The 13,974-nt window shown below is 41.2% G+C and carries 10 protein-coding genes and 1 pseudogene; 5 read left to right on the top strand and 6 right to left on the bottom strand.

What is annotated here, in order from left to right:
* Positions 1-110: 110 nt before the first annotated feature.
* Positions 111-648, bottom strand: a pseudogene (locus C3F34_RS05760) (NADPH-dependent FMN reductase).
* Positions 649-894: 246 nt separating this feature from the next.
* Here C3F34_RS05760 and C3F34_RS05755 point away from each other — a divergent pair.
* The 3 genes from C3F34_RS05755 to C3F34_RS05745 all read left to right on the top strand — a co-directional run bounded on the left by C3F34_RS05755 (position 895) and on the right by C3F34_RS05745 (position 5,799).
* Positions 895-2,262 (top strand): MFS transporter, encoded by a 1,368-nt coding sequence (locus tag C3F34_RS05755; RefSeq protein ID WP_104441229.1) that lies wholly within the window; start codon positions 895-897, stop codon positions 2,260-2,262.
* 271 nt (positions 2,263-2,533) lie between these two features.
* Positions 2,534-4,930: a YgiQ family radical SAM protein gene (locus C3F34_RS05750; RefSeq protein WP_044738753.1), complete on the top strand. Its 2,397-nt coding sequence runs from the start codon at positions 2,534-2,536 to the stop codon at positions 4,928-4,930.
* A gap of 323 nt (positions 4,931-5,253) precedes the next feature.
* Entirely contained in the window at positions 5,254-5,799 is a 546-nt protein-coding gene (locus tag C3F34_RS05745) for a DUF2726 domain-containing protein (RefSeq protein WP_044738754.1), read from the top strand.
* Positions 5,800-5,839: 40 nt separating this feature from the next.
* On the opposite strand, the gene C3F34_RS05740 is transcribed toward C3F34_RS05745, so the two are convergent.
* The 4 genes from C3F34_RS05740 to mdtD all read right to left on the bottom strand — a co-directional run bounded on the left by C3F34_RS05740 (position 5,840) and on the right by mdtD (position 10,025).
* Positions 5,840-6,196 (bottom strand): RidA family protein, encoded by a 357-nt coding sequence (locus C3F34_RS05740; protein WP_044738755.1) that lies wholly within the window; start codon positions 6,194-6,196, stop codon positions 5,840-5,842.
* A 414-nt stretch (positions 6,197-6,610) separates the two neighbouring features.
* Positions 6,611-7,666 (bottom strand): DNA polymerase IV, encoded by a 1,056-nt coding sequence (dinB, locus tag C3F34_RS05735; RefSeq protein WP_104441228.1) that lies wholly within the window; start codon positions 7,664-7,666, stop codon positions 6,611-6,613.
* A 120-nt stretch (positions 7,667-7,786) separates the two neighbouring features.
* Positions 7,787-8,557 carry a GH25 family lysozyme gene (locus tag C3F34_RS05730; RefSeq protein WP_016168530.1) on the bottom strand — a complete coding sequence of 257 codons (771 nt, stop codon included), beginning with the start codon at positions 8,555-8,557 and terminating at the stop codon, positions 7,787-7,789.
* Between the two features lie 76 nt (positions 8,558-8,633).
* Positions 8,634-10,025: a multidrug transporter subunit MdtD gene (mdtD, locus tag C3F34_RS05725; protein WP_016168529.1), complete on the bottom strand. Its 1,392-nt coding sequence runs from the start codon at positions 10,023-10,025 to the stop codon at positions 8,634-8,636.
* Between the two features lie 310 nt (positions 10,026-10,335).
* Between mdtD and C3F34_RS05720 the strand changes: the two genes are divergently transcribed.
* Positions 10,336-11,301: a hypothetical protein gene (locus C3F34_RS05720; RefSeq protein WP_044738756.1), complete on the top strand. Its 966-nt coding sequence runs from the start codon at positions 10,336-10,338 to the stop codon at positions 11,299-11,301.
* 74 nt (positions 11,302-11,375) lie between these two features.
* On the opposite strand, the gene C3F34_RS05715 is transcribed toward C3F34_RS05720, so the two are convergent.
* Positions 11,376-11,996 carry a TIGR00730 family Rossman fold protein gene (locus C3F34_RS05715; RefSeq protein WP_026441098.1) on the bottom strand — a complete coding sequence of 207 codons (621 nt, stop codon included), beginning with the start codon at positions 11,994-11,996 and terminating at the stop codon, positions 11,376-11,378.
* Between the two features lie 329 nt (positions 11,997-12,325).
* Here C3F34_RS05715 and C3F34_RS05710 point away from each other — a divergent pair, with 329 nt between their 5' ends.
* Entirely contained in the window at positions 12,326-13,909 is a 1,584-nt protein-coding gene (locus tag C3F34_RS05710; RefSeq protein WP_044738757.1) for a TerC family protein, read from the top strand.
* Positions 13,910-13,974: the final 65 nt, after the last annotated feature.

Raw genomic sequence — 13,974 nt, 5'->3', positions numbered from 1 at the left:
AAGTCTAAGACTTGAAAGGACTGCCTAACTCTTTCATTCAAGAAATCCTGTTGGGGTACAGGGTCTCTTGAATGAGAGGCTTAATTGAGCATAGATGGTCATGATATTTTTTATTTTTGATATTTAATCAGTTTTTCTAATATTTGCTTTAATCCATCGATTTCAAACTGATTGGCTTCAAAGTTCTCTTCTTTATTGCGTTTAAAGATGTCGCGAATTTCTAATATTGCATTCGCGTCTACCATATTCAAACTTGAGCTTACTTGACGGATCTGACTGATGCCGCGAGAGCTATTGGTCGTACCATAACCAATAAATGCAGCAGGTTTGCCTTGCCACTCTTTGCCCAGATAATCTAAGGCATTTTTAAGGGCAGGGCTATAACCATGATTATATTCAGGGCTAATAAAAATAAAGGCATCTGCTAAGGCAATTTTATCTGCCCATTGTTGTTGTTTGGGTTGATCATAAATACCCGTCGCAGGAGGATGTGAACCTGAAAACAATGGTAAATCCCACTGTTTTAAAAATCAGTTCGATATCGATGTCATGCAGGGAAAAATTAGAAATACAATTCATGATCCAGTGCGCAACTTTAATGGCCGTGCGGCCTTCTCGTATACTACCAACAATAAGATATATAAGCATGAGAGTTCCATTTTTTATTCTTGTATTTAAATTAACCATTTATGGCATGCATTCCCAGTCAAATTTTGTTAAGACCTTGTCAAGGTTTCACATACTTATATCTTAAAGATAATAAAAGCATGAATAATGAAGTAATTGCATACCTTTGTGGCATATCTATATATGCAATCGGTTTTGGACAATAAAGCAGCTTTACCGCATTGTGTAAGTCTATTTTGGGATGACTTCACAAGTTGGAGGTGAAGCGTGAGTACACAAACTTTAAATATAAATACCGTGGTAGATGAAGCCAAATTTACGCCTTTCCATTGGAGCGTTTTAATTTGGTGTTTATTGATTATTATTTTTGATGGTTATGATTTGGTCATTTATGGCGTTGCCTTACCTTTGTTAATGCAAGAGTGGGGGCTGAGTGCGGTACAAGCTGGATTACTTGCCAGTACGGCATTGTTTGGCATGATGTTTGGTGCCATGAGTTTTGGAACCTTGTCTGATAAATTAGGCCGTAAAAAAACCATTATGATTTGTGTGGCCATCTTTAGTGGTTTTACTTTTTTAGGTGCCTTTGCTTCTTCACCCGTTGAATTTGGTATTTTAAGATTTGTGGCAGGGCTGGGCATTGGAGGTGTGATGCCGAACGTGGTTGCCTTGATGACCGAATATGCACCGAAACGTATTCGTAGCACTTTGGTTGCCGTCATGTTTAGTGGTTATGCGATTGGTGGTATGGCTTCAGCTTTATTGGGGGCATGGCTGGTTGCAGATCACGGCTGGAAAATCATGTTCTTTATTGCAGGAATTCCGTTTGTAGCTTTGCCGATTATCTGGAAGTTTTTACCTGAATCATTAATGTTTCTGACCAAAAAAGGCGAAACAGCGCAAGTGGCTGAGATTGTGCAAAAAATTAGCCCTGAGCAAAAATTAAATGCAGAGACACGATTTGTATTAAATGATGTTATTGCAGGTGACGAAGCACCTTTACGTGCCTTATTTCAGCAAGGACGAATGTTCAGTACCTTGATGTTCTGGGTTGCATTTTTCATGTGTTTACTGATGGTCTATGCGCTGGGTAGCTGGTTACCAAAATTGATGATTCAAGCAGGTTATTCGTTAGGTGCCAGTATGTTGTTCCTGTTTGCTTTGAATATTGGTGGTATGGTCGGTGCAATTGGGGGTGGAGCTTTGGCAGATCGTTTTCACCTGAAACCAGTACTCAGTATTATGTTTACTGTAGGTGCTTTAGCCTTGATTTTACTTGGTTTTAATAGCCCGCAGGCAGTGCTATATACCTTGATTGCTGTGGCAGGTGCTGCAACTATTGGCTCACAAATTTTACTCTACACTTTTGTAGCACAGTTCTACCCAACCGCAGTACGCTCTACAGGCATGGGCTGGGCATCAGGAATTGGACGGATTGGCGCGATTGTGGGTCCAATTTTGACAGGAGCATTATTAACCTTGCAGTTGCCCCATCAGATGAATTTTTTGGTGATTGCGATTCCTGGCATTATTGCAGCCTTGGCGGTATTTATGGTGAATTTAAAAGTTTCGGTTGAGGGGACGCAACAAGAGCAATTACCTTCAAAGCGCATTAAAGATTCCGTACTCAGTTGATAAAGTTTGAACTGATTGAAATGTATAACTCTAAAACCATCTGTTTGATGCTACAGCATTAAGCGGATGGTTTTTTGTATATGGATGGATATGAAATAGATAAATGTAATGCAGGTGCAGGGTTTTGATTTTAGAGTAAAGAGTAATTTTTAGATGCTTGTTTTTGTATATATTTTAATCAAGCAAGATGAATCTAATTCATGGTAAAATGATCGGCTTTCATCTTTGATCTATTTTGGATCTTCCATCTGCCAGCCGAGAATTGCTAGCCATGTCTACTGCTTATACCATGCAGACTGCGCCAACAGCGTTGTTTGATTACGACAAATATTGGGCGTCATGCTTTGAACCTGCGCCATTTTTGCCGATGTCGCGTGAGGAAATGGATCAACTCGGTTGGGATAGTTGCGACTTTATCTTGGTTTGTGGTGATGCTTATATCGATCATCCTTCATTCTGTTCGGGCATTATTGGTCGTACTTTAGAAGCGCAAGGTTTCCGTGTTGGTATTATCGCACAACCTGATTGGACCAATGTTGAAGCCTTCCGCGTTTTGGGTAAGCCAAATATTGCTTGGGGTGTAACCGCGGGTAATATGGACTCTATGATTAACCGTTATACGGCAGATCGTAAGATTCGTTCAGATGATGCTTATTCACCAGACAATGTTCCGAATAAACGCCCAGACCGTGCGGCGACAGTCTATTGCCAACGTGTGCGTGAAGCATTTCCAGATGTGCCAGTATTATTAGGTGGGATTGAAGCCTCTTTACGTCGTATCGCCCATTACGATTATTGGTCAGATAAAGTCCGTCGTTCAGTACTAATGGATTCAAAAGCGGATTTATTGATGTATGGTAATGGTGAGCGTTCGATCACTGAAGTGATGCATCGTTTAGCCAAAGGTGAAAAAATCCACGAAATTACTGATGTACGTGGTACGGCATTTATTATTAATAAGCATAATCGTGCATCGAAAGCCAAATTTGTTGAAATTGCATCTAATGATGTAGATACCGTGGGGCGTGTTGATCCCATCATCAATCCTTATGTGATGACCGAAGATTTAGACGGCTGTGAAATTGAAAAAGATAAGGGTAATTCTTTAACCCAATACCAAAATTTCCAAAAAGAATTGGTTGCCAACCCGATTGTTCGTGAAGGCGATCAATTGGATGCAGACACACAAATTGTACAGCTACAGCCATCGTCAAAAGCAATTAAACATAAATTACCGCCACGTGAGTTGGCAGTGATTCGTCTACCTGCATTTGAAGAAGTGGCAAATGATCCAGTTTTATATGCCCATGCCAACCGTATTTTGCACCTTGAAACCAACCCTGGAAATGCGCGTGCTTTGGTACAAAAACATGGTGAGCGTGATGTTTGGTTAAATCCACCACCGATTCCATTAACGACGGAAGAAATGGACTATGTGTTTGATTTGCCGTATGCACGTCTACCACATCCTGTGTATGGTGAAGCCCGTTTCCCTGCATTTGATATGATTAAATTCTCTGTGAACATCATGCGTGGCTGTTTTGGGGGCTGTACCTTCTGCTCGATTACAGAACATGAAGGGCGAATTATTCAAAACCGTTCGGAAGAGTCAATTCTGCGTGAAGTTGAGAAAATTCGTGATACGGCTCCGGGCTTTACAGGCATTATTTCAGACTTAGGTGGTCCAACGGCAAACATGTACCGTTTGCACTGTAAAGACCCTGAAATTGAAAAGAACTGTCGTAAACCCTCTTGTGTGTATCCAGGCGTATGTCAAAACTTACATACGGATCATGCTCCATTAACGCAGTTATATCGTAAAGCACGCGCCATTAAAGGCATCAAAAAGATTCTGATTGGTTCAGGCTTGCGTTATGACTTAGCAGTGCTGAATCCTGAATACGTGAAAGAGTTAGTTACCCATCACGTGGGTGGTTACTTAAAGATTGCGCCTGAGCATACTGAGAAAGGTCCATTGTCTAAGATGATGAAACCTGGAATCGGGACCTATGATCGTTTCAAGCAAATGTTTGATCGTTTTAGTAAGGAAGCAGGCAAAGAGCAGTATTTAATTCCATACTTTATCGCGGCGCATCCAGGAACCACGGATTACGACATGATGAACTTGGCAATTTGGTTGAAAAAGAATGGCTTCCGTGCCGATCAGGTACAGACCTTCTATCCATCGCCAATGGCAACAGCGACAACAATGTATTACACGGCTAAAAATCCTTTGGCCAAAGTGGCACGTTATACTGAAAATGTTGATATTGTAAAAGGTGAAAAGCGTCGTCGTCTGCATAAAGCCTTTTTGCGTTATCATGATCCAAATAACTGGCCATTGCTACGTGAGGCTTTAAAGGAGATGGGGCGCCAAGACTTAATTGGTAATTCTAAGCAACATTTAATTCCAACCTATCAACCGCAAGGAACCGAAGGTCAGTATCAGTCTGCGCGTAAGAAAAACTCGACTGTCGCGGGTGATTCTCAGAAACGCACAGGTTCGGCGGGTTCACGTGGACAACAGGCCCAAGGACAAAATCACCGTCTGAAAAAAGGTCAAGTGTTGACCCAACATACGGGTTTGCCACCGCGTGAAACAGGTGAGAAGCGACCTTTTAATGCCAATGCAGCAAAGAAAAGAAAAAACCCAAAAGCACGGGCTTAAGATGAATGAAAAGACGCTACGGCGTCTTTTTTTATCCTTCTATTCGTCGGAATTGTTCTGCGCTAGACTTAAGATGAATTGCAACATGTAGGGAGATTGAGCTAAAGTAATTTTATTCAATCATTTTGTGTATAAAAAATATGCAATTTAATTGGCTCTCGTCAAGTGACGTGTGGTCATTTTTTATAATAATTTCGTCAAGATGAATGTAGTTTTTTAACTTGAACGTTTGAATAAAAATAGAGGCGCTATAATCGATTTTTCGGCATAAAAAATCGGTATAAAGCCGCAGGATTATAAAAATAGATTAAAGGAATAAATTTATGAGTATGTATTTACTGATAGGACTCCTATTGTTGTTCAGTTGCATGATTTTTAAAAGTTTTAATAATCAATCAAAACAACAGGATAGTGTGCTTAAGCGGCGTGCAGTTTTTAGTTTAAATCAGCAGTTGACCTTTGCTCGCTTAAAAGAAATTCTTCCAAGCTATACTATCTTGGCGCAGGTTTCTTATGATGCCTTAATGACGACAAAATATAGCCGTACTCGAAATAAGTATCGTAATTTATTGGCTGATTTTGTGGTGCTCGATGCATCCCATCAGATTGTAGCGATTATTGGTTTAGATGATCCGAATGTGTTAAAGCGTTTTCAGCAAACACAGTATAAAGATGCACTATTGGCGATGGCAGGCTATCGTGTGATTCGTTACGATGAAGTGCCGAGTTATCAGCAAATTCGACGAGACTTTTTAGGCGAGCTCCGTAAAGAGTGGCATGAACCTGATACACAAGAACTAGATACATCTTTGAAAAAGTATAATTTTTATCACAATCATGAAAAACGTAAGTTGAAACTATGGGGTTAAAATCAGCCTGAATGCTTGTTCAAGCTGATTTAAGTTCAGATTATTCTGGACGCACTGCGGTTACGGTCATTTCAACCAGTACATCAGGGGCGTACATTTTGGCTTCAACGCAGGTGCGAGGCAGTGCTTGCATATCTGCACACCATGCATCCCAAACTTCATTCATGCCTGCATAATCATTTTCTATATCTTTCAAAAAAATCATGACCGACAAAATATGACGTTTATCTGTGCCTGCATCGGCAAGAAAACGATCAATAATGTCTAAAGTCTGTTGGGTTTGTCCTTTAATATCGAGCGTGGTATCTGCTGCAAGCTGACCTGCAAGATGAACCAAGTTACCTGAAATGGCAATTTCAGAAAAACGCTTTTCGACATGTAAACGTTGAACCGTCATGTGATTTCCATGATGTAAAGAGAACGGTCAGTTTACGTGATCCGTGATGATCTGCAAATGGTGTTTTGTATGTCCTATACAGCAAGCAAAGGGACAATTTCTTTGTATAGTTATTGGAAAAATATGGATTGGAAATATAAATAAAAAAAACAAGATTGATACAGTTTGATTTTTTATTGTTTGAATCAGAAGAGCAACAAAACCCATGTAATATATTCAGAATTGCCCTGTAATACTCGGATTGGATCGTCGCGTTCACCACAGGACAACATGCTAAAAGTAAAGGTGATTTTTAGCATTTCAGCGTTTACATGGATAATGTATCGCGTGAAATAGGTTAACCTAAAAATAAAAAAAGTGTAGGGTTAATTGTTGTATTTTTATTCTTTTGCTTAAAAAAGATACAAGAAGAGCTTACCAGAGACTCAGTTGGGGTAGATCATCGGCAGGGGCTAATTGGTAGACACCTACGCCAATCAGGCGGAATTGGTATTCGGCAGGAATATACATTTCACTGAGTAACAATTCTAACACTTGCGTCAGCTCGGTATGATTATGAAGAGGAATTTTAAAACTTTTGCTGTGCTGAAGCACCTGAAAGTTTTTTAATTTGAGTTTGACCGTTACTCCGCGTGCCATAAGCTGCTTTTTATTTAAACTTTCCCAGACCTGTGTCGTGAGTTTTGCCCAATAGGGCTGACATTGTTGTAAAGTAAAATCATCATCAAATGTGGTTTCTTTGGAAATTTGCTGCCGTTCACGTTCAGCCTGTACAGGACGTTCATCAATGCCTTGAGCATATAAAAACAGTTGGTGACCATATTTGCCAAAGTGATGAATTAGTGTACTTTCCTCAATTTTTTGTAAATCCCCTAGAGTTTCCAATTGCAGTTGTTTTAATTTTTCTTGAGTGACTTTACCGACGCCTGGAATTTTTTTAAGGGGCAAATGCTGAATAAAATTTTGTACTTGGCTGGGTTTAATTACACAAAGACCATCGGGTTTATTCCAATCCGAAGCCACTTTTGCCAGAAACTTATTCGGTGCCACCCCAGCCGAAGCAGTTAAACCTGTGTTTTGGAAAATTTCTGCGCGAATACGCTGTGCCACTTCAGTTGCACTGGACAAACCATATAAATTTTCGGTGACATCCAGATAGGCTTCATCTAAAGATAGTGGTTCGATCAGTGGCGTGTAGCGTTGAAAAATTTGGTGAATTTGTGCGGAAACTTCACGATACTGATTAAAGTTGGGTTCAATGACCACGACTTGAGGGCAAAGTTTTTTCGCTTGAGCCATCGACATGGCGGAACGTAGCCCAAATTTCCGTGCGGGATAAGAGGCTGCGGCAATGACCGCGCGAGGATGATGCGATGAAATCACTACAGGTAAGTGTTGCAGATCGGGACGACTACGTAATTCTACTGATGCAAAAAACGCATCCATATCAATATGTATGATTTTTCTCATATCGCCCAAAATTCACTAACCTCAACTTGCGAGTATGGCATGCTCCAACAAAGCTGTGTAGTTCGACATGCATCAGCGCGACAGAACATGACGGCTCATAGAGCTAATCCATGAATGGAGTCATGGTGTGGTGGGGGTAAGCGGTTGAATCCCGTTCTTTTGTAAGAAAATACTCCAGTCATACACAGAACCATGAAAGACGTTCATATCGACAGGTTTACTGATGCCCTGAATTGTGCCTTGATTGGTATGTTGCCAAAAGGTCCATTGGGGGTTGCCTTTAAGTTCAGGTTGCCCTTGATATTCACGCACCCAAAGCGGTGTATTTTTGAATTCACCGGCTAAAACGATGTTATAGAAAGTTTTTGAAATATAAAAAATCGGTTGTTTACCATAATGCTGTTGTAGCTGATCATGCATAATTTGAATTTCAGCCAATAACTGCTCTTTGGTATAGGCATTGATACAGTTACTGTCGTATTCCAAATCAATGACTGGCGGCAAGGCATCAGGTTTATTCGGTACGGTTTCAATAAAATTTTGTGCTTGAATTTTGCCATCGCGGCAGAGACGATAAAAATGATAAGCCCCAACCAAAAAGCCATGTTCACGGGCTTTTAGCCAATTATCTTGGAATTTTCGGTCTTTAAAATCGCCCCCTTCGGTCGCTTTCAAATAGATAAACTGGAATTTTTGATGTGGTACCTGTTCCCAGTTAATGTCCCCTTGATGATGTGAGACATCGAAGCCCTGCACTGGAAATTCTTGCGCGGCAGCGGGATTTTGATGAAAAATAAAAACATACAGCATCACTGCAAGACAAACGGTCCCGACACCAATGCAGGAAGCAATGAAGGAACTGGATTTTGTTATGCGTGTTGATTTGGTCATGCGTGTTTTAATCTCATCAAGTGGCGCTATGATAACGCGAGCATAAAATTGACTCCATGTGCATTTTGCAAAAGTACTATATGCTGCTGTTTTTGGGAATTTTCCAGAAAATTGCAGCAGTGATGATATTGATGGCACCCAGACAGATAAAGGTCATTTGAAAAGCCGTCGTGACTTGTGCAACACCATAATGTGCGGTAAAGAGGTTAATTAATGTACCTGCGAGTGCGACCCCAATACTCATAGAGAGCATCATGATCATGGACAGGAAACTATTCCCGCTACTGGCATTTTGCTGAGACAGATCTTTCAATGTAAAGGTATTCATAGCGACAAATTGGGTCGAGTTCAACATGCCACAAATGAAAAAGTGTAGTGTTCTTAGCCATAGTGGTGTATCCGCCGTGGTCAAGGCAAAACTGGCGAGGGCACTCCCGACGAGAATCGTATTGACGACCAGTACGGTGCGGTAGCCAAATCTTTGAATCACAGGGCGCACAATCGGCTTAGAAACCAATGAACCTAAGACCAAAGGAATCATCATCAATCCAGTGATGAAGGGTTCAAAATGGAAAGCTACTTGCAACATTAAAGGCAGCAAAAAGGGAAAGGCATTGCCACCCAGTCGTGCAAAGAAATTGCCTAAAATCCCAATCGCATAGATGTTGTTTTTAAATAATCGACTACGAAACAGGGCATTTTGATGCGTATGGGCATGATAGGCATAAATAGCGGAGCTGAATAATCCTAGGCCAATTAAAGCGAGTCCTTGCCAATGACTATGAGCTGTACTGGCAAAGCTTTCAATGCCTAAAGACAGCCCCACCATAGCGATGACTAACCATAGGAAGCCACTAAAATCGAAAGCTTGAACGCTGGGTTCAGTGGCGTTTGGTAAGGCTTTTAAGGTCACTAAAATACCTAAAACACCCATCGGTAAATTAATCAGAAAAATCCAGTGCCAAGTGGCAACTTCAACCAGCCATCCCCCCAGAGTTGGTCCAATTAAGGGCCCAATCAACCCCGCCAGACTCATTAAACTCATGGCAGATAAAAATTGATCTCGTGGAATCAGTTTTAGCATGGCTAAACGACCGACAGGCAACAGCAATGCTCCCCCGATGCCTTGAATAATACGAAATACCAGCAATTGATTGAGGCTCTGCGATAAACCACAACCCAGTGAAGCCAGTGTAAAAATGATAATCGCCGCTAGATAGGTATTGCGTACGCCAAACCGATCGGCAAGCCAACCACTCAAAGGAATACATGCGGCGACAGCCAAGACATACGCCACCACCACACTGTGCATATTCAGGGGGTCTTCATGTAAGTGTTTAGCCATTGCAGGAATGGCGGTGTTGACAATCGTGGTATCTAAAGCCTGCATAAAAAAGCCAATCGACACCAAGAAAACCAAGAGTCGGTATTCAGGTTGTAAGGCGCGATGTGAAATGGCTTGGCTCATAGATTAGAAATGGAATGGATCAAGATAATGTTAAAAGTCATGATAGCAAAGCACAGAGAAACAGTGCTCAATAAATCACATAAATTAGCAATCAAACGAACGTACTTAGGGGGAAGCTATGGGTTTAGAGCATTTAGAAATTGCTCACCTATAGATGAGTAAATAATCTAATTAAATTCAACAACAAAGCGCTTACTTATTCAGAGAAGTGTGCTGCCCGTCACACCAGTGTCATTAAAATGAAATAAAAATGTCATAATTTAAATGCCACCCCATAAGGGTAGATTTTTCTGATAAAGGCTTAGGTGTTATGACAATTGAAATTTTGATGATTGTGGGTTTCTGTTTAGCAGCATACTCAATTGTCGGAAATGATGTGCCACAAACTTTAGGAACCTTTATTTCCTCCAATGCGCACCGACCTTGGTGGGTCCTTTGGCTGTATACCAGCAGTATTCTAGTTGTGGTGTTGCTATATGGCTGGTTTGCTTCAGGGACAGGAGACGCCTCTTATGGACGTTTAGAAACCATTCCTTTCCCACAGACAGGCATTACTTGGCTGTATATTGTTCCCCCAATTTTATTGATTATTTTGACCAAATATGGGATTCCAGTCAGTACCACCTTTTTAGTGCTCACGATTTTTTCTCCGAGCAGCTTAAGCGCTATGTTGACCAAATCGATGATGGGTTATGCCGTTGCGTTTGTGGTCGCGATTTTGGTTTATCGCTTTGTGATGAAAGGGATTAGCATCTATTTAAGTAAAACCCGTCATAAGGAACCTTCACATATTTGGATTGGCTTGCAATGGGTGTCGACGGCATTTTTGTGGAGCCAGTGGCTAATTCAAGATTTAGCCAATATCTTTGTTTATGTCCCGCGCCAAGTGCCATTTGAATTCTTAATTTTTGGCATTTTGGTGTTTGTGGTATTGCTCGGTTGGATTTTTTACCGCCGTGGTGGAGCAATTCAAAACATTATCGATACCAAAACTGGGGTCGCAGATATTCGCGCAGCCACGATTATCGACTTTATGTATGCCATCATTTTGCTGGTGTTTAAAGAGTGGAGTAATATCCCAATGAGTACCACATGGGTATTCTTGGGCTTGCTGGCAGGACGTGAGTTTGCGTTGTCCATGCATTTGGCGGAAGTCAATAAATATCGGACTTCACGTAATGTTAGTAAAGATGCCATGAAATTAATGTTTGGCTTGGCTATCAGTGTACTGTTGGCAACTGGATTACCTTGGTTGTATCAACACATTTCAGGTTGAAATTTCGGGTAAACGTTCAATCAAGTCAAAAAAAGCGAGCATGAAGGGCTCGCTTTTTTTATAAGTAAATTTGACTAAATCACGAAATGTACAGGTGCTTGCAGGTTCTTCAGTGCATTTAAAATTTGTTCGGCATGATTACACACAATTAGTTTGGCACGATGTTGCGGCGGTAAAAAGCCTTCTTGTACAGCATGATCCAGTTGAGCAATTAAGGCATCATAAAAATTGTTGACGTTATACAGTATCATGGGTTTCTGATGTTGATTGAGTTGCCCCCAAGTGGCTATTTCTAAAATTTCTTCAAATGTGCCTAAGCCACCAGGTAAGGCAACAAAAGCGCTGGCACGCTCTGCCATCATGGCTTTACGTTCATGCATGGTTTTGACCACATGTAATTCTGTCAGTTGATTATGCGCAATTTCATAATCCAACATAAATTCAGGGATCACCCCTACGGTATCACCGCCATGTTCAATTACAGTATCGGCAACTTGACCCATTAATCCTATGCTCGCACCGCCATACACGAGACCGAAACCTTGTTCTGCAATGGCGCTTGCCAGTGCAATCGCCTTTTCTTTATAAATGGGATGATTACCAGAACGTGAACCGCAGTAGAGCGCAATGAGGGCTTGAGAAGTTTTCGTTGTTACTTTTTCATGTTTTACAGTCATTTTTAATACGCTATTCATCATTCTCTATTTTACCTTATCACTTTCTTGTTGGCTGCTCTAGCTTATGTAAGAAATATGACAAGGCGATGTTGCGTATTATTGTTGTGGCTATTTTTATGTTGTTGCTTGGTGACGCAAAATATGCATTGTCTAAAAAAAGATGAATTTAGTACTGATCTTGCCTATACTGAGCTTCTGTTTTACAACAAATGAATCAACATGAGTCGTGACTGTTGTCGCACTAAACGAACACACATTTTTGCCATAATAAGAGAGAAGATGCAGAGCCAATCTGCACTTAAAACTCGCCCTATTGATCCTGAATTCCTGATGAAGGAGAGCATTCAATGATTTTTGAGTGGATGTCTGATCCTTCTGCATGGGTAGGCTTAGCGACCTTAGTGGTGCTTGAAATTGTATTGGGGATTGATAACCTCGTTTTTATTGCAATTTTGGCAGAAAAATTACCACCTGAACAACGCAATACCGCACGTATTCTCGGGCTGATTTTAGCTTTAGGTATGCGTTTAATTTTATTGGCGTCGATTGCATGGGTGGTGACGCTCACCAATCCGTTATTCCATATTTTTGAACATCCGTTTTCTGGGCGAGACTTAATCTTGCTGCTGGGTGGGGTCTTCTTGCTGTTTAAAGGCACTATGGAATTACGTGAGCGGATTGAAGGAAAGCCTGTCTTAAAGGAAGAAAATCCTGTACATGCGACTTTCTGGATGGTGATTGTCCAAATTGTGATTTTAGATGCAGTGTTCTCCTTAGACAGCGTAATTACCGCTGTGGGCATGGTGAAACATCTGTCTGTAATGATGATTGCGGTCATCATCGCTGTGGGCATTATGTTGTGGGCATCCAAGCCACTCATGGATTTTGTGAACAGACATCCGACTGTAGTGATTCTGTGTTTGTGTTTCTTGATGATGATCGGTTTCTCTTTGGTGGTCGAAGGTTTTGGCTACCATATTCCGAAGGGTTACTTATATGCCGCAATTGGTTTCTCGGTCATGATCGAGTTCCTGAACCAAACGGTGAAGAAAAATCAGGAAAAAATGGTCACCACCAACGATTTACGTTATCGCACAGCTTCAGCAGTACTGCGTATGTTGGGGGGGAAAAATGCCAGTGATGCACCTGAACATCAAAACGAAGATGTCTTGGCAACCCGCGCTTTTGCTGATGAAGTCTTTGCTCAGGAAAATGGGGTGTATCACAGTGTTATGGTGCAAGGGGTATTAGGGCTTTCCGAACGTCCAGTCAAATCTGTCATGACTCCACGTCCTGAACTGGAATGGCTAGATTTAGATGAAGATGAAGCAGCGATCAAACAACAATTGTTGAGTATGACCCATTCTCGTTTGATTGTGGCACATGGTGAGCTGGACAATATTGCAGGTGTAGTTCTGACGCATAAAGTCATGAATGAATACATCGAAACTGGGGTATTAAATTTCGAGAAGCATTTACGTGACCCAGTAATCGTCCATGAAAATGCACAAGTGTTGATGGTGATGGAACAATTGCGTCAAGCGCCATTACAGTTGGCGATTGTGTTGAACGAATATGGTTCAATTGAAGGGATTGCCACGCCAATTGATGTTCTTGAAGCGATTGCAGGTGAATTCCCTGATGAAGATGAATTGGAAACCGCGGCAGAAAGCCTAGAAGATGGCAGTTTGATGTTGGAAGGTTCGACCGATATTCGCCATGTTTCTTTGTTATTGGGCAAAAACTTGGTGGATGACTCAGAACAGTATTCAACTTTATCGGGTTATTTATTGTTCCATTTAGGCCGCTTGCCTGAAAATGGTTCTAGTATTGAAGCTGATGGCTTTATTTTTGAAGTCGTGACGATGGATGGTCATAAAATTGAGAAAGTTCATGTGATTCCAAAACACATCGTGGAAAAAGATGATTAACGCTATAGAAACCTGCGTTTAAACTTCAGTTAAAATAGCCCGCACTGCGGGCTATTTTATTGGGA

Origin of the sequence: Acinetobacter sp. ACNIH2 (genome assembly GCF_002934965.1) — a bacterium.
Taxonomy (GTDB): Bacteria; Pseudomonadota; Gammaproteobacteria; order Pseudomonadales; family Moraxellaceae; genus Acinetobacter; species Acinetobacter tandoii.
Note: the sequence above shows the minus strand (reverse complement) of the source record. Positions and strands in the feature narration are given on the sequence as shown.

Bases quoted from the DNA above. Each gene is read 5' to 3' on its own strand.
- C3F34_RS05715 (WP_026441098.1), bottom strand. From the start codon at position 11,996: ATGAATAGCGTATTAAAAATGACTGTAAAACATGAAAAAGTAACAACG.
- mdtD (WP_016168529.1), bottom strand. From the start codon at position 10,025: ATGAGCCAAGCCATTTCACATCGCGCCTTACAACCTGAATACCGACTC.
- dinB (WP_104441228.1), bottom strand. From the start codon at position 7,666: ATGAGAAAAATCATACATATTGATATGGATGCGTTTTTTGCATCAGTA.
- C3F34_RS05730 (WP_016168530.1), bottom strand. From the start codon at position 8,557: ATGACCAAATCAACACGCATAACAAAATCCAGTTCCTTCATTGCTTCC.
- C3F34_RS05740 (WP_044738755.1), bottom strand. From the start codon at position 6,196: ATGACGGTTCAACGTTTACATGTCGAAAAGCGTTTTTCTGAAATTGCC.
- C3F34_RS05745 (WP_044738754.1), top strand. From the start codon at position 5,254: ATGAGTATGTATTTACTGATAGGACTCCTATTGTTGTTCAGTTGCATG.
- C3F34_RS05750 (WP_044738753.1), top strand. From the start codon at position 2,534: ATGTCTACTGCTTATACCATGCAGACTGCGCCAACAGCGTTGTTTGAT.
- C3F34_RS05710 (WP_044738757.1), top strand. From the start codon at position 12,326: ATGATTTTTGAGTGGATGTCTGATCCTTCTGCATGGGTAGGCTTAGCG.
- C3F34_RS05720 (WP_044738756.1), top strand. From the start codon at position 10,336: ATGACAATTGAAATTTTGATGATTGTGGGTTTCTGTTTAGCAGCATAC.